The organism is Blautia faecis (assembly GCF_020554845.1).
GTDB lineage: Bacteria > Bacillota > Clostridia > Lachnospirales > Lachnospiraceae > Blautia_A > Blautia_A faecis.
Genome location: NZ_JAJCIA010000001.1, coordinates 56,898 through 77,719 on the forward strand (window position 1 = coordinate 56,898; position 20,822 = coordinate 77,719).

General features: G+C 43.6%; 21 protein-coding genes. 19 read left to right on the forward strand and 2 right to left on the reverse strand.

What is annotated here, in order from left to right; translation table 11 throughout:
- Positions 1-136: 136 nt before the first annotated feature.
- From LIZ66_RS00265 to pgeF, 10 genes are all read left to right on the forward strand, one after another.
- Positions 137-1,759, forward strand: a complete 1,623-nt coding sequence (locus tag LIZ66_RS00265; protein WP_118578457.1) for a MotA/TolQ/ExbB proton channel family protein — start codon at positions 137-139, stop codon at positions 1,757-1,759.
- Positions 1,760-1,771: 12 nt separating this feature from the next.
- On the forward strand, positions 1,772-2,746 hold the full coding sequence (locus LIZ66_RS00270) for an OmpA family protein (protein WP_195409942.1): 975 nt from the start codon (positions 1,772-1,774) through the stop codon (positions 2,744-2,746).
- 434 nt (positions 2,747-3,180) lie between these two features.
- Entirely contained in the window at positions 3,181-4,056 is an 876-nt protein-coding gene (locus LIZ66_RS00275; RefSeq protein ID WP_148462611.1) for a methionyl aminopeptidase, read from the forward strand.
- Positions 4,057-4,234: 178 nt separating this feature from the next.
- Positions 4,235-4,582 carry a 50S ribosomal protein L19 gene (rplS, locus tag LIZ66_RS00280; protein ID WP_118578454.1) on the forward strand — a complete coding sequence of 116 codons (348 nt, stop codon included), beginning with the start codon at positions 4,235-4,237 and terminating at the stop codon, positions 4,580-4,582.
- A gap of 253 nt (positions 4,583-4,835) precedes the next feature.
- Positions 4,836-5,474, forward strand: a complete 639-nt coding sequence (gene lepB / locus LIZ66_RS00285; RefSeq protein ID WP_330382733.1) for a signal peptidase I — start codon at positions 4,836-4,838, stop codon at positions 5,472-5,474.
- Between the two features lie 101 nt (positions 5,475-5,575).
- Positions 5,576-6,430, forward strand: a complete 855-nt coding sequence (gene ylqF, locus LIZ66_RS00290; protein ID WP_173715522.1) for a ribosome biogenesis GTPase YlqF — start codon at positions 5,576-5,578, stop codon at positions 6,428-6,430.
- Position 6,431: 1 nt separating this feature from the next.
- On the forward strand, positions 6,432-7,190 hold the full coding sequence (locus LIZ66_RS00295) for a ribonuclease HII (protein WP_173715523.1): 759 nt from the start codon (positions 6,432-6,434) through the stop codon (positions 7,188-7,190).
- 96 nt (positions 7,191-7,286) lie between these two features.
- Complete coding sequence (locus tag LIZ66_RS00300) at positions 7,287-7,649, forward strand: YraN family protein (RefSeq protein WP_118578485.1); 363 nt, start codon at positions 7,287-7,289, stop codon at positions 7,647-7,649.
- Positions 7,650-7,661: 12 nt separating this feature from the next.
- Positions 7,662-7,823, forward strand: a complete 162-nt coding sequence (locus LIZ66_RS18855; protein ID WP_306467810.1) for a DUF6783 domain-containing protein — start codon at positions 7,662-7,664, stop codon at positions 7,821-7,823.
- Positions 7,824-7,875: 52 nt separating this feature from the next.
- On the forward strand, positions 7,876-8,733 hold the full coding sequence (gene pgeF / locus LIZ66_RS00305; protein ID WP_173715524.1) for a peptidoglycan editing factor PgeF: 858 nt from the start codon (positions 7,876-7,878) through the stop codon (positions 8,731-8,733).
- Between the two features lie 113 nt (positions 8,734-8,846).
- Here pgeF and LIZ66_RS00310 read toward each other — a convergent pair whose 3' ends face one another.
- Entirely contained in the window at positions 8,847-10,016 is a 1,170-nt protein-coding gene (locus tag LIZ66_RS00310) for a ribose-phosphate pyrophosphokinase (protein WP_148462606.1), read from the reverse strand.
- A gap of 373 nt (positions 10,017-10,389) precedes the next feature.
- On the opposite strand from LIZ66_RS00310, the gene LIZ66_RS00315 reads away from it, so the two are divergent.
- From LIZ66_RS00315 to LIZ66_RS00330, 4 genes are read left to right on the forward strand one after another with little or no spacing between them, the layout of a single operon-like run.
- On the forward strand, positions 10,390-11,775 hold the full coding sequence (locus tag LIZ66_RS00315; protein WP_330382734.1) for a DUF512 domain-containing protein: 1,386 nt from the start codon (positions 10,390-10,392) through the stop codon (positions 11,773-11,775).
- On the forward strand, positions 11,738-13,063 hold the full coding sequence (gene der, locus LIZ66_RS00320) for a ribosome biogenesis GTPase Der (protein ID WP_118578448.1): 1,326 nt from the start codon (positions 11,738-11,740) through the stop codon (positions 13,061-13,063). The genes LIZ66_RS00315 and der overlap by 38 nt, the downstream gene beginning before the upstream one ends.
- Positions 13,064-13,065: 2 nt before the next feature.
- Entirely contained in the window at positions 13,066-13,713 is a 648-nt protein-coding gene (gene plsY / locus LIZ66_RS00325; protein WP_118578447.1) for a glycerol-3-phosphate 1-O-acyltransferase PlsY, read from the forward strand.
- Between the two features lie 14 nt (positions 13,714-13,727).
- On the forward strand, positions 13,728-14,732 hold the full coding sequence (locus LIZ66_RS00330) for an NAD(P)H-dependent glycerol-3-phosphate dehydrogenase (RefSeq protein WP_148462604.1): 1,005 nt from the start codon (positions 13,728-13,730) through the stop codon (positions 14,730-14,732).
- Between the two features lie 155 nt (positions 14,733-14,887).
- Here LIZ66_RS00330 and LIZ66_RS00335 read toward each other — a convergent pair whose 3' ends face one another.
- Positions 14,888-15,712, reverse strand: coding sequence for an aldo/keto reductase (locus LIZ66_RS00335; protein ID WP_118578446.1), 825 nt, complete (start codon positions 15,710-15,712; stop codon positions 14,888-14,890).
- Between the two features lie 504 nt (positions 15,713-16,216).
- Between LIZ66_RS00335 and LIZ66_RS00340 the strand changes: the two genes are divergently transcribed.
- The 5 genes from LIZ66_RS00340 to cooS all read left to right on the forward strand — a co-directional run bounded on the left by LIZ66_RS00340 (position 16,217) and on the right by cooS (position 20,822).
- Entirely contained in the window at positions 16,217-16,612 is a 396-nt protein-coding gene (locus LIZ66_RS00340) for a DUF8180 domain-containing protein (RefSeq protein WP_148462603.1), read from the forward strand.
- A gap of 12 nt (positions 16,613-16,624) precedes the next feature.
- Complete coding sequence (locus tag LIZ66_RS00345; RefSeq protein WP_118578444.1) at positions 16,625-16,807, forward strand: CooT family nickel-binding protein; 183 nt, start codon at positions 16,625-16,627, stop codon at positions 16,805-16,807.
- 190 nt (positions 16,808-16,997) lie between these two features.
- A complete protein-coding gene (locus tag LIZ66_RS00350; RefSeq protein ID WP_118578443.1) occupies positions 16,998-17,930 on the forward strand; it encodes a methylenetetrahydrofolate reductase in 933 nt (310 codons plus the stop codon).
- A gap of 42 nt (positions 17,931-17,972) precedes the next feature.
- Positions 17,973-18,743: an ATP-binding protein gene (locus tag LIZ66_RS00355; RefSeq protein ID WP_118578442.1), complete on the forward strand. Its 771-nt coding sequence runs from the start codon at positions 17,973-17,975 to the stop codon at positions 18,741-18,743.
- Between the two features lie 186 nt (positions 18,744-18,929).
- A complete protein-coding gene (gene cooS, locus LIZ66_RS00360) occupies positions 18,930-20,822 on the forward strand; it encodes an anaerobic carbon-monoxide dehydrogenase catalytic subunit (RefSeq protein WP_148462601.1) in 1,893 nt (630 codons plus the stop codon).

The window sequence follows — 20,822 nt, forward strand, 5'->3', positions numbered from 1 at the left end:
GCGTTCAGATTGCGGGAATGATTTTTTAAACAGCTCTGCAGATGCTATAAGTGCAGAGTAGTTGGCATTCATATATGGTGATGCCGTCGACAGACGGCATATCTATTTTGTGAAAATACAAATGGGGAGGCAGACAATGAAGAAAAAAATCACACATTCTGTATTGTTTGTTGCGGTTCTTGCAGGAACCACTGCTTTGACTTTATTTGCCGGCAGGGGGAACTTATCATCTACGATCTACAATTTCGTATTTCTGGCGGTGATCGCAGTCCTGTATCTGATCGCAATGTTTGGCGGAATGTTCCGTATGAATAATCTGAGTACGGCATTCCACAGAGCAGTAGAGGAGCTGAACGGTATGTTCAAGACTCCAGGGAAGACAGATCCCAGGAATCTTACATATTTAGGCGAGCTCTTCGATGATAAATATCTGGATCAGAAGATGGACAGCTTTACAGACAGCATTAACAATAGTAAAGAAGGTCTTGGGGATATTGAGGAATTTATTAATGAAGATGAGCTGGATATCCATGTTCATAAGAAGCTTCTGGAAATGGTTCCGGATATCTTTACCAGTCTTGGTATTTTAGGTACTTTCCTTGGTCTTGTCTGGGGTCTTCGCGATTTCCAGCCTACAGATTACAGCGCCATGACTTCTTCTGTAGAAGCGCTGGTGGAAGGTATTAAAGTAGCATTCCTTACCTCTATTTATGGTATCTCTTTTTCCATTATTTATACCTTTGGGATGAAGGGAGAGTATTCATCCATGACAGAGGAGCTTCAGGGATTCCTTGAAAAGTTTCATTCTTATGTAATGCCTACAGCGGAGAATGAGTCCAGAAATCTGCTGCTTGCAAGCCAGAAGCTGCAGACAAGCGCCATGAAACAGATGGCAGAGCAGTTTTCCGTTCAGATGGCAGACAGCTTTGAGAAGGTTATCACACCTACCTTCCAGAAGATGAATGATTCTCTGGATATGCTGGTTTCTTCTGTAACCAGATGTCAGGAGGATGCTATTCGTGAAATATCGGACGAATTTTTAAAACAGATGAACAATTCTTTCCATATGCAGTTCCGTGATTTCAACGTGGCACTGGATCAGCTGAAAAAGGCACAGAAAGAGAATACAGCTTATACTTCTGCCATGTACCAGACTATGAGCCAGAAGCTTTCTGAGACCTATGACAAGCAGGACAAAGCCATTACAGATATGGTAAGGGAGATGGGAGGTATGCAGACCCGCTACATGTCTACTGCCAATCGTATCCTTTCTGAGAATCAGGAGATCCAGAAGATGCAGCAGCAGGATTATCAGCATATTGTGGATTATCTGAAGGATGCCGAGAAATCTGCAGCTAAGTTCTGGGTTGCCTGCAACCAGGCAATGCAGAAATATGTTGAAACAGCAGCTTCTTCTATTGAGAGAGTAGGGGCTACAGGTCAGGCAAGTGCAGATCTGATCCAGGCAAACAGCAAGATGGCAGAGCAGTTTACGGCCCAGATGGAGGATTTTGCCCAGTATCAGAGACTTTCCTATAAAACAATGGAACAGGTCCGCAAGCTCCTCAGTGAGGTGACTGCAGCGAATACCAGAGATGTATCTCTGATCGCAAGCGGAAGAAATGATTCTGTAGAGAAGCTGGGCAATCTGATTGCTCAGCAGAATGAGGGACAGCAGGCTCTTCTTGAGGAAATCAACAAGAACATGAAAGAGCTTTCCAAGGCGGCACAGAAAGGAAAATTTGGCTTATTCAGATAAGAGGAGATAGACATGCGCAAAAAAAGAAAATCAGGGGATGGAGGCTTTAATGTATGGCGCTCTTATTCCGATGTTATGGCTGGCGTTCTGCTTCTTTTCATACTGATCATGTCATTGACGCTTTTCCAGGCTCAGAAGAGCTACGACGAGAGTATTCAGGAGAGAGATGAGAAGCTGGCTCTGCAGGCAGAGTATACGGCTGATCTTCTTGCCAAGCAGAATACCATTGAAGAACAGGAAGGAACTATTAAGACCAAAGATGAGAAGCTGACTGCACTGGCACAGACTCTGGCAGAGCAGGAAGCCAAGTTAAAAGAGCAGCAGGCTCTTCTGAATCAGCAGCAGATGGATCTGGATGAGAAGACCACGCAGCTTAGTGAGCAGCAGACAAAGATCGATAATATTATTGGTGTCAAGGCTGAAGTTGTGGAAGCACTTCAAAAAGAATTCCAGAAAAATAATATCAATGTAAATCTGGATTCCCAGACTGGTGCATTGACACTGGATGCCAGTGTATTGTTTGATGTTGATGAGTCGGAGCTTACAGATGCTGGTAAGGAAGCACTCCGAAACGTACTTCCGATTTACTGTAAGGTGTTGATGGAGGATACTTATAAGAATTATCTTGCTGAGATCATTATTGACGGTTATACAGATACAGATGGTGATTATGCGTATAACCTGGAGCTTTCCCAGCAGCGTTCACTTGCAGTGGCGCAGTATCTTCTTGATATTCAGGGGGAGTTTCTGACTGAGGACCAGAGCCTGAATCTGCAGGATTACCTGACTGTAAACGGACATTCCATGGCGAATCCGATTCTGGATGCAGATGGAAATGTAGATAAAGAGGCTTCCCGTCGTGTTGAGGTCAAATTCAGACTGAAGGATGACGAGATGATCGAAGAACTGAGTAAGATCATGGCGGGAAGTGAAGAGAGTGCAGCAGATACTGCCACAGAGGCAGGCGCAGATGCAGCAGCTAATTAGTTACATATAATTTTCAAAAGCAAAAGAGTATTTCAAATTCTTAGATCAGAGAAAATGAAATACTCTTTTTGCGTTTGAAACTTTTTTAACTGTTTGCGTGGGAAAATGAAAACAGTTGAAAAAATATGAACAATTACTGTTCGCTGGTAACGTTCCGCGAGGTGTTTTTTGTGAACAAAGTTCACAGAAAACCCGAGAATTGCGGCGCGAAATCATGCGAATGCATGATTTCTGTGCATCGCGAAGCGCGTTACTGGTCACGGAGTGAACAGTAACACATGAATTGCAGGAGGTAGAGCCTTCTATAGAAAATTAGTTGCAATTTATCTGTTTCAAGTATAAAATGAGAAACAGAGTGAGTTTATATCATGTTTTACAAAAAAAAAGTACTGCTGTAGCATTCGCAGCAGTCACAGATAAAAGGAGAGAGTGAAATGTCAACAAAAATCGGACGTAATGATCCATGCTGGTGCGGCAGTGGAAAGAAATATAAAAAATGCCATGAGGCTTTTGATGCGAAAGTAGAAATCCTGCGTCAGAAAGGATATCCGGTTCTGGATCATAAACTGATCAAGACTCCAGAGCAGATTGAGAAGATTAAAGAGAGCTGTCGAATCAATGTTGCAGTACTTGATTATGTGGCAGAGCATATTAAAGCTGGTGTATCAACAGAAGAAATCGATCATTGGGTACATGAGGAAACTGTGCGTCATGGAGGAATCCCGGCACCGTTGAATTATGAAGGGTTTCCAAAGAGCGTGTGTACTTCTGTGAATGAGGTGGTATGCCACGGAATTCCATCTGAGGATGAGATCCTGAAGGACGGTGATATAGTGAACGTAGATGTTTCTACAATTTACAATGGCTATTTTTCTGACTCATCCCGTATGTTTTGTATTGGAAATGTAAGTCCTGAGAAAGAAAAACTGGTCCGCGTAACCAAAGAATGCGTGGAAATCGGTATTTCCAAGGTAAAACCATGGGAACCTATTGGAAATATGGGTCACGCTGTTCATATGCATGCACTTGAAAATGGCTACACAATTGTAAAAGAAATCGGCGGACATGGTGTTGGCCTGGAATTCCATGAGGATCCCTGGGTAAGCTATACTTCCGAAGAGAACAGCGGCGTGATTATGGAGCCGGGAATGATGTTTACCATTGAGCCTATGGTAAATATGGGAAGCGATGAAGTATATACAGATGAGGAAGATGACTGGACAGTACGCACTGAGGATGGTATGCCTTCTGCCCAGTGGGAAGTAACCGTGCTGGTAACAGAGGATGGCTGCGAGGTTATCTGTTGGTAATTGTTAAAAAGGTTGTCTTTGAAAAATTCTTTTTCGACTTGTTTTATGCACTTTTTTATAAAAATAATGGTTGCAAACAGAAAATAATTATAGTATAATCACTTATGTTGTGAAAAAAGATGGTCCGCTGTTACCGTGATGGGTATTAAGAACATCCAGAGAATAAGGAGAGAATAAAATGAACGAAATTATTAAAAACATCGAAGCAGAACAGCTGAAAAAAGACGTTCCACAGTTTAACGTAGGTGATACCGTAAGAGTACACGCACTGATCAAAGAGGGTAACCGTGAGCGTATCCAGATCTTTGAAGGAACTGTATTAAAGAAACAGGGCGGAAGCACCAGAGCTACTTTCACAGTAAGAAAAGCTTCCAACGGCGTTGGCGTTGAGAAAACATGGCCGCTTCATTCCCCACACGTAAAAGAAGTAGAAGTTATCCGTCGTGGTAAAGTTCGCCGTGCGAAACTGAACTACTTAAGAGACCGTGTAGGTAAAGCTGCTAAGGTTAAAGAGCTTGTTAAATAATTTCAATCGAAAATTGCTGGTTGCTGTTCACTGGTGGTGTTCCGCGAAGTGCTTTCGTGAACGAAGTGAATACGAACAGTGACTTTTGCTGCGCAGATGGCCGTGATGACTGTCTGGGCAGCATTTTTTTGATTATTTTTTCTTTTTCTTTTTCGGGATATGTGATAAGATAATAAAGTATCTGGCCTGAGATGAAAAAAAGTGTTTTGGAACCAGACGCAGGACATGCAATTATGACACGAATGGAGTAGATATGAGCGACAGAAGAAATAAAAGAGAAAAAGAGCAGTTGTTCAACATGCCGGAAATTGCAAAACTGGAGAAAAAATCTTTTTCTGGTGCCATAGAGAAATTAGAAGACAGTAAACTGAAAAAAGTTTTGATCTGGGTATTCGAGATCACAGTTACACTGATCTTTGCAGTGCTGACTTCTATGATGCTGTTTCAGTCTGTGACGATGCAGGAGAGCTCCATGGAGCCTACTCTGGCAGTTGGAAGCCGGTATTTTGTAAACAAGCTTGCTTATAAAGCATCCTCGCCGAAACGCGGCGATATTATTGTATTCCGCACAAATGCAAGTGATGATGCGGCTCTTCATATCCGCCGTGTGATCGGACTTCCAGGTGAGACGATTCAGATCGTGAATGGAAGAATTCTGATCAATGGAGAGACATATAAAGAAGGCAAAGATTTTCCCACGATCAACAATCCGGGAATGGCAGCCAATGCCATTACACTGGAAGCGGGAGAGTACTTTGTCCTGGGCGATAACCGTAATAACAGCGAAGACAGCCGTTATGGCGATATCGGACGAGTGAATAAGAAATATATAACTGGTAAGCTCTGGTTCCAGATATCCCCGAAGAAAGACATAGGGCCGTTGAATAATTAAACTGTGAGACTTTTATAAAAAATATGTGATTGTTCAGCACGTTCGCGGTTACACGCTTTGTGGAACGGTATCTGCTGAACAGCTGTAAGAATGAGGTAAATATGAACGTACAATGGTATCCTGGTCATATGACCAAAGCGAAAAGACAGATGCAGGAGGACATTAAGCTGATCGACCTGATCATTGAGCTTGTGGACTCCAGAGTTCCCCTTGCAAGCCGGAATCCGGATATTGACGAGCTTGGGAAAAATAAAGCAAGGCTGATTCTTTTGAATAAATCAGACCTTGGAGATGAACGCCAGAATGAAGCATGGAAAGCTTATTTTCAGGGGAATGGGTTCTATGTGGTAAAAGTAGATTCCCGTAGCGGCTCTGGTATGAAAGCAATTCAGGCGGCTATTCAGGAAGCCTGCAAGGAGAAAACGGAGAGGGACAGAAGAAGAGGAATCAAAAACCGCCCGATCCGTGCTATGGTAGTAGGAATTCCTAACGTTGGTAAGTCTACTTTTATCAATACTTTTGCTGGAAGAGCATGCGCCAAGACGGGAAACAAGCCAGGTGTAACCAAGGGCAAACAGTGGATCCGCCTGAATAAGAATGTGGAGCTTCTGGATACTCCTGGGATTCTCTGGCCCAAGTTTGAAGATGAGGCAGTGGGAATGCGCCTTGCCTATATTGGTTCTATCAAGGACGATATACTGAATATGGAGGAGCTTTCCCTTACGCTTATTGATTTCCTTCGGGAAAAATATTCTGGTGCATTGGAGAAACGCTATCAGATCCAGGAGGAAGGCACAGCTGTGCAGATATTAGAAGCAATCGCGCGTTCCAGAGGATGTCTGAAGAAGGGGGAGGAGCTGGACTATGCCAAGGCCTCTCTGATTCTGTTCGATGACTTCCGCTCTGGAAAGATTGGAAAAATTACTTTGGAGTGGGTGCCGGAAGAAGGTAAATAATATGCAGAAAATCGGAGAAATAAAGTGTGAAATCCAGGCTGCTGAACCGGGAGAATATGCCACTCTTTTTGAAAAATACAAAGAGGATACAAGAAGTGGAGTCAGGAAGCTTCTGGAGCAGCTTCATAAGAAAGAAGAGGCTTACCAGAAGGAACTTCTGCGCACAGAAAAGATGAAGGAATTTGAGCGCAAATACGAAGATTTGGGCTATGTGTGCGGAATTGATGAAGTTGGAAGAGGCCCGCTGGCAGGTCCTGTTGTAGCGGGGGCTGTTATTTTGCCAAGAGACTGCAAAATCCTGTATCTGAATGATTCCAAACAGTTGAGCGCTAAAAAAAGGGATGAATTGTATGATGTGATCATGGAGAATGCGGTAGCTGTTGGAATCGGAATGGCAAGTCCCCGGAGAATTGATGAGATCAATATTCTTCAGGCTACCTATGAGGCAATGCGTGAGGCTGTCAGCAAGCTGGAGCCGGTGCCGCAGATTCTTCTCAATGACGCAGTAACCATTCCCGACGTGACTATACCTCAGGTGCCGATCATAAAAGGGGATGCCAAGAGTATTTCCATTGCAGCTGCCAGCATTGTAGCTAAGGTCACAAGAGACCGGATGATGGTAGAGTACGATAAAGTGATGCCGGAATATGGCTTTGCCTCAAATAAGGGGTATGGAGCTGCAGCACATATTGAAGCCTTGAAAAAATATGGTCCAAGTCCGATTCACAGGGCAACTTTTATAAAGAATTTTATAGGATAATGTGAAATTTTGAAAAGGCTGATGGTCCGGATATGAATATGTTTTGCGGTTATGAATACAAAAGATACCTACACAGAAGTATATATGGGAGTTTTTATGCAGAAAAACAAGCGAAAAGTAGGTGCTTTTTATGAAGAAATCGCTGCAGATTATCTGGTTTCCCAGGGCGTGATGATTCTGGAGCGAAATTACAGGAACTGGCTGGGGGAAATCGACCTGATCGGAATGACTGCTGATGGATGGTTGATTTTTGTGGAGGTTAAGTACAGAAGTTCGGAACGCTCAGGAAGTCCGCTGGCAGCAGTGAACGGCAGAAAGCAGCTGGTGATTTCCAAGGTGGCAGTGGAATATTTGAAGAATCATTACAGAAGCATGGATGTGAGATGCAGGTTTGATGTGGTGGGAATCAACGGCGATAAGATCTGTTGGATAAAAAATGCCTTTGATTTCTGTCAGTGAGCCAGAGCCTGTTTGAAAAAATATTCCTGCAATCTGTATGCCCCACTTTGCGGTATACTATGCCAGAATTCTGTTGACGTAGCCCGCTGCGGCGCTCTTATCCGGACAAAATCTCCCACAAATTGTGACGCACATCTTGCAGAAAGCCTTTTTCAAACACGCTCTAGAGAATGAATTCTTAACAGGTTCGAGAAGAACTGTGAGATCAGAAGAAGAGGAGAATCAGATGAAGATTAAATGGCATAACGAAAATAAACTTCATATGCAAGTAAAAGAAAATAATGGAGTCACCTATCTTACTTATCCCTCTTTTGAACAGTTCCCGGATATTGTGCATTGTTTCAGTACAAGACTTGGCGGTGTAAGCCAGGGGATTTTCTCATCTATGAATCTTAGCTTTACAAGAGGTGATGAGGAAAACGCGGTAAAAGACAATTATCGCAGACTTAGTGCAGCGGTAGGCTTTTCTTTGGAAGATATTGTCACATCTGATCAGACACACACTACAAACGTGCAGCTGGTGGGGGCAGAAGACAGGGGGAAAGGTGTAACGCGTCCAAGAACATATAAAGATGTGGATGGAATGATCACCAATGTTCCAGGTGTTGTTTTATGCACCTTTTATGCAGATTGTGTGCCGCTGTATTTCGTAGATCCGGTTCACAAAGCCGTGGGCTTGGCTCATTCCGGATGGCGCGGGACAGTTGGGAAAATCGGTAAGGTGACTATAGAGAAAATGGCAGAGCAGTTTGGCTCAGATCCGGAGGAGATTTTTACGGCAATTGGTCCCTCTATCTGTCAGGATTGCTATGAAGTAAGCGAAGATGTGATTCTGGAATTTCAGAAAGCTTTTGAAGAGAAGTACTGGGAAAAGCTTTTTTATAAAAAGAAGAATGGTAAGTACCAGCTGAATCTTTGGGAAGCAAACCACATTATTTTTCTGGAGGCAGGAATAAAAGAAGATCATATTTCCGTGCCTGGAATTTGCACCTGCTGCAATCCGGAATTCCTCTTTTCCCACAGGGCATCCCATGGAAGGAGAGGAAATCTGGCAGCTTTTCTGGGCATTCGTCGGGAAAAATAATGTTACAGACAAGTGCAGATGCGTTTTACTGCCCATGTAAATAAGTAAATATAAAGAAGCCCTGTACCACAAACGAGATAATGTGGAACAGGGCTTTGTTTGTTTATTGTCTATTACTGATTTACACGCTTCATCAGATCCATGATCTTCTCATTGCTGGAACGAACCTTCTCAACAGAAACATCGTGGTTGATGATATCCATAATACTTGCAAGATATTTGCTCATATTTGCTTCCACATAGTAAGGTCTGGTAAGAAGCTCCGGAATACGGTAGTTCAGGTTGGTTGTGATAACCTTGTCAATCCAGCCTTTCTCATAGTAAGCGTCAAATTTATCCATACCTTCTGTAAACAGACCGTAAGTAGTGCAGATGAATACACGGTTGGCGTGACGTTCTTTGATCTGTTTGGCAACGTCAAGCATACTTTCTCCAGAAGAAATCATGTCGTCGATGATAACAACGTCTTTACCTTCTACAGAGTCGCCAAGGAACTCATGAGCTACGATGGGGTTCTTGCCATTTACCACTGTGGAATAATCACGTCTCTTATAGAACATGCCCATATCAACGCCCAGAATATTGGAAAAATATACGGCTCTGGACATAGCACCCTCATCCGGACTGATGATCATGAGATGATCATTGTCAACCTGGAAATTGTCAACGTTCTTTATCAGAGCTTTCAGGAACTGATAGGTTGGGAAAAAGTTGTCAAAACCATTTAACGGAATGGAGTTCTGCACACGCGGGTCATGAGCATCAAACGTGATGATATTGGATACGCCCATATCACTTAATTCACGAAGTGCCAGTGCGCAGTCAAGAGATTCTCTCTTCTTACGTCTGTGCTGACGGCCTTCATAAAGGAATGGCATGATTACATTGATACGATGTGCCTTACCTGTAGCTGCGGAAATAATTCTCTTCAGATCCTGAAAATGGTTATCCGGAGACATGTGGTTCTCGTGACCGCAGACAGTGTATGTGGAACTGTAGTTGGTAACGTCTACCATAATGTAAAGGTCGGTTCCTCGGACAGATTCCTTAATGATTCCCTTACCTTCACCGGTACCGAAACGCGGACATTCGCACTCCACGATAAAAGAGTCTTCGCTGTATCCCTGTGGAACATTGTCAAGGCCCTTCTTTTCTACAAGTTCCTTACGGAATTTTACCAGGTTTCTGTCTACCTCCTCTGCAAGTTCGCGGCAGCCCTCCAGCGCAGCGATACGAATAGGTGCGACAGGCATAGATTTCTCAAGCAATTCTATGTTCGGCATGATATTCCTCCTAAGTAGTATGCTAATTATCGATTCGATTATCTGCAAAAAAATGGGGACACATGTCCTTTACCTTTGCAGATCTCTTCTTTATATTTATAACATTTGCCCTAAATGTCGTCAAGGAATTTATTGATTTTTACTTGAAAAATTACCCGGACGTGAGCAGGAAATGAAAGTTTTTGTTGTGTTTTTCGGGAAAACTTGTTATATTAAAAATAATGGCTTTATTATGCTGAGCCAGAGATGGACGATCTGTGATGTTGTATTCGGGTCTCTGAATCTTAAAATGTATTTGAAAAATGATTTTTCAAACAGATTCTGGAACAGAGCTGACGCGACAGATCGCATTTGACTTATAATGGAGATAAATGTGAAGAAACAAAATAAACACGTGATTGCAATTGTGCAGGATGGAAGTATCGCACAGGAACTGGAGCTTGTGCCGGGAGATATACTGCTCACTGTAAACGGTCAGCCTGTGGAAGATATATTTGACTACCGATATCTGATGAATGAAGAATTCGTTGTTCTGGAAGTGGAAAAGGCAAACGGAGAGATCTGGGAGCTGGAGGTGGAGAAGGAATATGAAGAAGACCTTGGGATTACCTTTGAGAAGGATCTGATGGATGATTATCGTTCCTGTTCCAATCACTGCATTTTCTGTTTTATTGACCAGATGCCGCCTGGAATGAGAGATACTCTTTATTTTAAAGATGATGATTCCAGATTGTCCTTCATACAGGGAAATTATGTGACCCTGACCAATATGAGTGATCATGATATAGACCGGATCATCCGGTACCATCTGGAGCCCATTAATATTTCCATCCAGACCATGAATCCGGAACTGAGATGTAAAATGCTCCATAACCGCTTCGCCGGGGATGCATTGAAGAAGCTTCAGAAACTGTATGATGCAGGAATCACTATGAATGGGCAGATTGTTTTGTGCAAAGGAGTTAATGACGGTAAGGAACTGGATGACAGTATTCGCAAGATGTCTGCCTATGCACCAGTACTTCAGAGCGTTTCAGTAGTTCCGGTTGGTCTGACTAAGTTCCGTGAGGGGCTGTATCCGATGGAACAGTTTCAGAAGGAAGATGCATTAGAAGTTCTGGATATTATTCATTCCTGGCAGAAGAAAATGATGGACCAGTATGGCATTCATTTTATCCATGCTTCAGATGAATGGTACATTCTGGCAGGGAAGGATCTGCCCCTGGAAGAGTCCTATGATGGCTATCTTCAGCTGGAAAACGGTGTGGGAATGCTTCGGCTCCTTGGCGAAGAAGTGAAAGAAGCTGTTGCAGGCAGGACAGGAGATGACCGAAGGATAAAGGCTGTCAGTGCTACAGGTGCTTTGGCGGCACCATTTATTAAGAAATATATGGAGATGATCCATGAGAAATTTCCAAATGTAGAAGTGGATGTGATCTCCATAAGAAACGAATTTTTCGGAGAAACGATTACGGTGTCTGGTTTGATCACGGGACAGGATCTGATCAGACAATTAAGCGGCAGAGACCTTGGAGAGAAGCTTTTGCTTCCCTGCAACATGCTGAAAAATGAAGAAGATGTTTTTCTGGATGATATTTCTGTGGAAGAGCTTTCCAGGAAACTGAATGTAGAAATTGTAATTGTGGATGAAGGTGGTTCAGACCTTGTGTCTGCAGTCCTTGATCCGATTGAACATAAGAAACAGAAAAGGAGACAAATGTATGAGCAAACCGGTAGTAGCAATTGTGGGCAGGCCTAATGTAGGAAAATCCACATTGTTTAATGTACTGGCAGGGGATAAGATTTCCATTGTTAAAGATACGCCAGGTGTAACCAGAGACAGAATTTATGCAGATGTATCATGGCTGGATAATGATTTTACTATTATTGACACAGGTGGTATTGAACCGGATAGCGGCGATGTGATTCTTTCTCAGATGAGGGAGCAGGCTCAGATCGCTATTGATACTGCGGATGTCATTATTTTTATTACAGATGTACATCAGGGACTTGTGGATTCTGATGCGAAAGTTGCAGATATGCTTCGCCGCAGCGGCAAACCAGTGGTACTTGCAGTGAATAAGGTGGACAGCATTCAGAAATATATGATGGATGTTTATGAATTTTATAATCTGGGAATCGGCGAGCCATTTGCCATTTCTGCAGCTAACCGTCAGGGACTTGGAGATATGCTTGATGAGGTCGTAAAACATTTCCCGGAGGATACGGGAGAGGATGAGGATTCTGATATTCCGAAGATTGCTATTGTAGGTAAACCTAATGTTGGTAAGTCCTCTCTGATCAATAAGCTGCTGGGGGAAGACCGTGTAATCGTTTCAGATATTGCTGGAACCACTCGTGATGCAGTTGATACGAAGGTTACCTGGAACGAAAAAGATTATATTTTTATCGATACAGCCGGACTCCGCCGTAAAGCAAAAGTAAAAGAAGAAATTGAGCGCTTCAGTGTGATCCGTACTGTAACAGCTGTAGAACGTGCAGATGTTGTAGTTGTAATGATCGATGCATCAGAAGGCGTTACAGAGCAGGATGCAAAAATTGCCGGAATTGCCCATGAGAAAGGCAAGGGCGTGATCATTGCAGTGAATAAATGGGATGCTATTGAGAAAAATGACAAGACCATTTACAAACATACTAACCGTATTCGGGAGGTCCTTTCCTTTATGCCTTATGCAGAAATCGTGTTTATTTCTGCCCGAACAGGACTTCGGATTTCCAGAATGTTTGAGACACTGGATGCGGTAATTGAGAATCAAACTATGCGTATCCAGACTGGTGTGCTTAATGAGATCCTTGCAGAAGCAGTTGCCATGCAGCAGCCGCCGTCTGACAGGGGCCGCCGTCTGAAAATTTTCTACATGACACAGGTTGCGGTAAAACCGCCTACATTCGTAATCTTTGTCAATGACAAAGAACTTATGCATTTTTCCTACACCAGATATCTGGAAAATAAAATCCGGGATGCCTTTGACTTTGGGGGCACACCGCTGAAATTTATTGTAAGAGAGCGCGGAGAGAAGGAATAAAGATGGAACGTATTATTTGTCTGGCTATTGGATATTTGTTTGGAATGTTTCAGACGTCATACATTATCGGAAAAATCCATCACATGGATATCCGTCAATATGGAAGCGGCAATGCAGGAACTACCAATGCCCTTCGTACTCTTGGAAAAAAAGCGGGGGCAATGACTCTTATTGGCGATATGCTTAAATGTGTGATTGCCATTCTGATCGTGGATGCAGTATTTAAGAATCGGTATCAGGAAATTCTTCCATTGCTTGGCATGTACACGGCAGCAGGCTGCGTGCTTGGACATAATTTTCCGTTTTATCTTGGATTCAGGGGCGGCAAGGGAATTGCAGCTTCTGCGGGAATGCTGCTGGCAATGGACTGGAGAGTATTTCTGATCTGCGCGGTGATCTTTATTGGGCTGGTAGCTATTACCCGCTATGTGTCATTGGGGTCAATGGCAGCATATGTAGGTGCGCTGATTTGTTTCATTGGGTTTGGCGCTGCGGGAAGTTATGGCATGGATTTCCCTCATACATTTGAGATGGATGTGATCATGGGACTTATGACAGCACTTGCAATTTACAGACACAGGGCGAATATTTACCGCCTTTTAAATGGAACTGAGAATAAGCTTGGTGCAGCGAAAACTGCAGCCAAATAAGATGAGGTGATAAAATGGCAAAAATCAGCGTAATGGGAACCGGAAGCTGGGGAACAGCACTTGCAATACTGCTTCACAACAATGGTCATCAGGTTATGTTGTGGTCTGCACATCCGGAAAAGGCAGCCAGTCTGAATCAGACCCGGGAGGATCCGAAAAAGCTTCCCGGAATTAAAATTCCGGATGGAATTGTGATAACCGGTGATGAAAAGACAGCTTTGGATTCACCAGATATAGTTGTATTTGCCTCACCATCTGCTTATATGCGTGCTATCAGCAAACGACTTTCCCCATTGATTCGACGGGGACAGATTATTGTAAATGTGGCGAAAGGTGTAGAAGAAAATACGCTTATGCCTGTGTGTGATATTATTAAAGAAGAGATTCCTCAGGCAGATGTTTGTGTGCTTTCAGGACCAAGCCATGCGGAAGAAGTAAGCCGCGGACTCCCTACTACGTGTGTAGTCAGTGCCCGCAAAAAAGAGACCGCTGAATATCTCCAGGGCCTTTTTATGAGCCCTGTTTTCCGGGTGTATACGACACCGGATATGCTGGGGGTAGAGCTTGGCGGTGCCCTTAAGAATGTAATCGCCCTGGCAGCAGGGACTGCTGATGGCTTAGGGTATGGAGATAATACAAAGGCTGCTTTGATCACAAGAGGAATAGCAGAGATGGCGCGGCTTGGTGTCAAGATGGGCGCTAAATTGGAGACTTTTGCCGGCCTTTCCGGAATTGGTGATCTGATTGTTACCTGTGCCAGTGTGCACAGCCGAAACAGACGCGCCGGCTATCTGATGGGACAGGGTTACACCATGAAGCAGGCTATGGATGAAGTGCAGATGGTTGTGGAGGGCGTTTATTCCGCAAAGGCAGCCAAAGCGCTGGCTGAGAAATATAATGTGGAAATGCCGATCATTATGGAAGTAAATAAGCTTCTGTTTGAAAACAAGCCTGCATCTGAAGCTGTGAAAGACCTGATGCAGAGAGAGAAACAGGGAGAAATTTCCTGGGAACTGTGAATGCTATATTCAGCAAATAAGCTGTTGCAAAATATAAAATACAGAAAATATAACTGAAAGAATAGAACCGCAAAAAACTGCCAGAGCAGTGAGCAAAAAAACGAAAGAGTATGCTCAATGTTCTGGCAGTTAATAATTTACAAAGAGTGAAAAGATTAAAAAATAACATCCTTCAGATCATCCGGCACATGGGATGTATGGAGATCTTCATTTAAAGTATCCATGATCGCCATATCTTCATCCTCAATGTTGAAATCAAAAATATTGGCGTTGGAAGCAATGCGGTCTGGATTGACGGATTTCGGAATTACAGAAATACCCTTTTGGATTGCCCAGCGAAGACCGACCTGAGCAGGAGTATGTGCATACTTGGTTCCGAGAACACACATTACATCATTGTCAAGGTAAGCACCTCTGGCAAGCGGTGCATAAGCCTGAACCTGAATTCCTTCCGACTGGCAATATTCAATCAGTTCTTTCGGATAGCAAAGCGGATGACATTCGATCTGGTTGACAGCAGGTACAATACCGGAAATTTTCTTAAGCTCTTCCAGATGATGAATCTGGAAATTGCTGACGCCGATGGAAAGTACACGGCCGGTTTCAAGAAGTTTGGCCATCTCCAGCCAGGTTCCGGTATAGCAGCCAGGCACCGGCCAGTGAATCAGATAAAGATCCAGGTAATCCAGCTTCAACCGCTCCATGCTTCTATAAAAAGCCCCATCTACATCTCCAAGGCGCTGCGCGTTATTCCAGATCTTGCTGGTGATAAAAAGTTCCTTGCGTGGGACACCACATTTGGCAATTGCCTTGCCTACACTTTCTTCGTTTTTGTAAGCGGAAGCAGTGTCAATAAGACGGTAGCCCGCGTTCACTGCAGCTGTAATGGCTGTCTCTGCTTCGTTATCTGCTGTTTTATATACACCAAGCCCTAAAAGGGGCATTTCTCTGTCGGTATTCAGGAATACGGTTTCTCTCAAAGCTAATTCCTCCTCATTAAACAATAAATGCTGCTGCTCATGAAGTAATCAGCAACCAATAAATTTCATTCATTATAGCATATAATTACAAAACATTCACCTGTTTTTTGCTTAAATACGCATTCGTTAATCTTTAGACAAACTTTAGAAATAACTGGTAAAATTGTACAGAAATTAAAACATATATTTGTGTGGTAAAGCGTTGAAATTTGGTAAAATTTTATAATTATCTCCTTGCGTAATAATGAGAAAGGTTGTATAATAAAAGAAAAATTTGATAAATTTATGTCATAACTCTGCGATTTTTTAGGTAGAAGAAAGAAAATGTGTTATGCATGAAGGTATGAGGTATGCGGAATCTCATTATATTAAAAGGGAATAGAATATCTTTATATCCATTCTTACATGTTTTCTCACGTTGCCGGCGTGAGTTTTTTTCGTGCCTGGAAGAGAAACAATGTTATGATTTGTCTGCCGCATTCAAGGCGGAAAGGAGTAGTTACTATGCATTTGATCAAAGATGAAAACGGCAATCTGATCCAGCATGGTCATGAGCATACCCACCAGCATACCCATGCAGACGGAGTGAGCCATACACATGCGCATACCCATGACGGAACAGAAGGTCATGACCATACACATAATGAGGGACAGAACTGCAGTACAGACTGCGGCGGCTGCCAGGGAGGGGACTGCAGGAATGAGACAGTAGCTCTTCTTACCTATATGCTTCAGCACAATGAGCACCATGCAGCAGAACTTGACCAGATGGCGGATAATCTTGCCAAGATGGGAATGGATGCCGCTGCGAAGACCATTAAGGAAAGCGTATCCGATTTCCAGAAAGGCAACATGCGCCTTGGCCTTGCCCTGACTCTTGTGAAAGAGGAAATGAAATAAGGAGGCATTATTATGTGTTTAGCAACTGTATATAAAGAAAATGACGATTCTGTAATCTTCAAGAACGTCAGCCGTATTAATGTAGATGGAAACAAACTTGTTCTCCGCGATATTATGGGTGATGAAAGAGTGGTAGAGGGAACCATCCTTATGGTAGACCTTGCGAACAGTATCGTTAAAGTAAAATGTGACTGACATGAATTTTCTGATTACTGTTCAGTGGAAATGTTTCATAAGGTGCATTTGCAAACAAAGTGTACAGTAACGTTTTCTGCTGATACAGAAGAACAAAAGCGGATTGCTTCAGTAATCCGTGATGCTTATCAGATCTTGAGGCATTATGCCTTTAGAATAAAAATTACTTAATACGTGGAGGTATGTAATTATGAAATTGTCAGAAGCAATGAGAGAAAGAATGCTTCTGTCTTTCGAGCTATTTCCGCCGAAGACAGAAAAGGGGATGGATAACCTTCCTGGGACGATCGATCATCTGATGAAATACAAACCTGCGTACATTTCCTGTACATACGGTGCAGGCGGCGGAAACGTTGGTGCTAACAGAGAAGTATGCCAGATGATCAAGAAAGCCGGAACAACACCGGTTACCCATTTCACAGTAATCAAGAACACAAAAGAGGGAATCAAAGAGCAGCTGGATCAGTACCTTGCAGAGGGTGTAGATCATATGCTTGCACTTCGTGGAGATATTCCGCTTGGTGAAACAACAACCTGCGGTGATTTCAACTACGCTACAGATCTTGTTAAATTTGTCCGTGACGAATTTGGTGACAAATTCGAAATCGCAGTTGCAGGATCTCCGGAGGGACACATTGCATGCCGCAGCCTTGATGCTGATATTGCAGTTCTGAGACAGAAACAGGACAATGGTGCCGATTATATCATGACTCAGCTTTGCTGGGATATGGAGCAGTTTAAATACTGGCTGGATTCAATCCGTGAGGCTGGTGTTACAATGCCTGTAGACGTAGGAGTTATGCCAATTCTTGACATGTCCGCTACAATTAATATGGCACTTTCCCGTAACGGTTGTGTAATGGACCGTGAGCTTTGCAGACTCATTTCCAGAAACTGGCTGTTCCCGAATCCATTTGCAGCAAAAGATGCTGATGGCAAGCCGTTTGATATGTTCTATGATGATAAGATCAAGAGATTCAAAGAAGAGGGAATCGAGTACACGATCAGACAGATCGACGAGTACCGCGCTCTCGGCGTAGATGGCATCCATCTGTATGCTTTGAATAAATGGAAAGATGTATCCGAGATCATTGACAGATCCGGACTTTGTACTTTAATCTAATCGATTTTGACTTAAATTTTTCAGGAGGCAATTGATAGTATTATGGCACATGTAATTGCTGTCGCAGGTAAAGGCGGCGTTGGTAAAACCACATTATGCGGAATGCTGATCCAGTATCTCTGCGAGAAAGGCAAAGGACCGATCCTTGCAGTAGATGCTGACGCAAACTCAAATCTGAACGAAGTTCTTGGAGTAGAAGTGGAGACTACACTTGGTGATGTAAGGGAAGAAATTGCTCGCGCAGAGCTTGCAAGCGAGAATCCGATCCCGGCGGGAATGTCCAAGGCGGATTACGCTGAAAGACGTTTTGAGGATGCTCTGGTAGAAGATGATGATTTTGATCTTCTGGTTATGGGCAGAACCCAGGGAAAAGGCTGCTACTGTTTTGTAAATGGACTTCTTCAGACCCAGCTTGCCAAATACCAGAATAATTATCCTTATATCGTAGTTGATAACGAAGCTGGTATGGAGCACATCAGCAGGGGAGTACTTCCGTCCATGCAGACAGCGATTCTGGTCAGTGACTGTTCCAGAAGAGGTGTACAGGCTGTAGGTCGTATTGCAGAGCTTATTAAAGAATGTGATATGCACCCGGATACAGTAGGCCTTATCATTAACCGTGCTCCTGGCGGAAAGCTGAATGACGGAATCAAAGAAGAGATTGAGAAGCAGGGTCTTCATCTTCTTGGCGTAGTGCCGCAGGATGAGACTGTTTACGAGTATGACTGCGAGGGTAAACCGACTGCAGGGCTTCCGGAAGATAATCCGGTAAAGATGGCTCTTCGTGAGATCGTAGATAAGCTTGTTTTATAAGGGAAGTCCCCCTTACCCCACATGTTTATGTGATAAGAGGATAGAAATGGCATTATAATTCGCAGCAGGCAAGAACGCTGCTGCGGAATTTTTGTCAGGTATTTATCCCATGGGAGGGGATGGGTTCCGGAAAACGGAATATAAATAAATTTATCAAAAGTAACACATACTTAGAGGAGGTCAATAATGAGTGAATTCAAATTAACTACAGTGGAAGAATTCGAAGCTGCCACAGCCCGTCTTCTTGAGACTGGTGCAAAGGTAGGCGCTGATTCCTGGCAGATGCGTGTTAAGAATCAGACTCCACACTGTAAATTCGGTGAGCAGGGCGTATGTTGCCGAATCTGTTCAATGGGTCCGTGCCGTATTACACCTAAGGCACCGAGAGGTATCTGCGGATGCGATGTACATGGTATCGTAGGAAGAAACTTCCTTCGTTTCACAGCAGGCGGCGCAGCTACACACTCTGATCACGGACGTGAGATCTGTATCACACTTGGACATGCAAAAGAGGGCGGCGACTATCAGGTGAAAGATCCTGAGAAGCTGATCCGTATTGCAAAAGAGTGGGGCGTTGAGACAGAGGGTAAAGACATCTATGATCTGGCTCATGAAATGTCTGATCTTGCTCAGGAAGAATACGGAAAGATCAGAGGATATTCCAGATGGCTTAAGAGAGCACCTCAGCATACACAGGATCTGTGGCATGCAGCTGGAATTGAGCCAAGAGCAATTGACCGTGAGGTTTCCTGTGCACTTCATATGACTCATATGGGTAACACAAGTAAACCGGAGGCTCTGATCCGTCAGGCGCTTCGTAACGGTCTTTCCGATGGATGGGGCGGTTCCATGTGCGGAACTGAGTTCTCTGATGTCCTTTTCGGAACTCCAAAGCCAATCGATACCGAGGCTAACCTTGGTGTTATGAATGCAGAGAATGTAAACATCGTTGTTCATGGACATGACCCGAGTCTTTCTGAGATGATCTGTGAGTATGCAGACAGCAAAGAGATGATCGACTATGCGAAATCCATGGGTGCTAAGGGAATCACTGTTTCCGGTGTATGTTGTACATCTAATGAGGTTGCAATGCGTCGCGGTATTCCGATGGCAGGTAACTTCTTACAGCAGGAGAACGTTGTACTGACAGGTGCCTGTGAGGCAATCGTAGTTGACGTTCAGTGTATTTTCCCGGCACTTGGACCTCTTTCCAAATGCTTCCATACAAAATTCATCACAACTTCTCCAATCTGCCAGATGCCAGATTCCGATTTCATTGAATTTGATGCAGGTACAGCAGGAGAGAAAGCAAAACAGATCGTAAAACTTGCATGTGAAAACTTCAAGAACAGAAAACCAGAGCTTGTACATATCCCGGATCTGAAACATAAAGCTACTGTTGGTTACTCTGTAGAAGCAATCGTTAAGACACTTGACGGCGTAACAAACTCTCAGGTAGACGAGACTGGTACCACCAAACCTCTTCTTGAGTGTATTACATCTGGTGTTATCCGTGGTGCTGTTGCTATGGTTGGATGTAACAACCCGAAGGTCAGACCTGACACAGCTCACATCGAACTTATGAAGAAACTGATCGCAAACGATATCGTGATCATCGCTTCCGGATGTTCCGCTCAGGCAGCTGCTCGTGCAGGACTTATGGACAAAGCTGCAAAAGACCTTTGCGGTGCTGGTCTGAAACGTGTTTGCGAGCTTGCAGATATCCCGCCAGTATTACATATGGGATCCTGTGTTGATATCAGCCGTATGCTGATCCTTGCTTCTGAGCTTGCCAAGGATTCCGGACTGAACATTTCCCAGCTTCCAGTAGTAGGATGTGCTCCTGAGTGGATGTCTGAGAAGGCAGTTTCCATTGGAAACTATGTAGTAGCAACTGGTCTTGATACATATCTTGGTGTAGACCCATATGTTTCCGGTTCTACAGAGGTTGCAAGCCTCCTTACAGAAGGGGTACGTGACTGGGTAGAGGCAGCATATACAGTTGAGAAAGATATTGATAAATTAGGCGATCTTATGATTGCGAGAATCGAAGAAAAACGTGACGCTCTCGGAATCTGA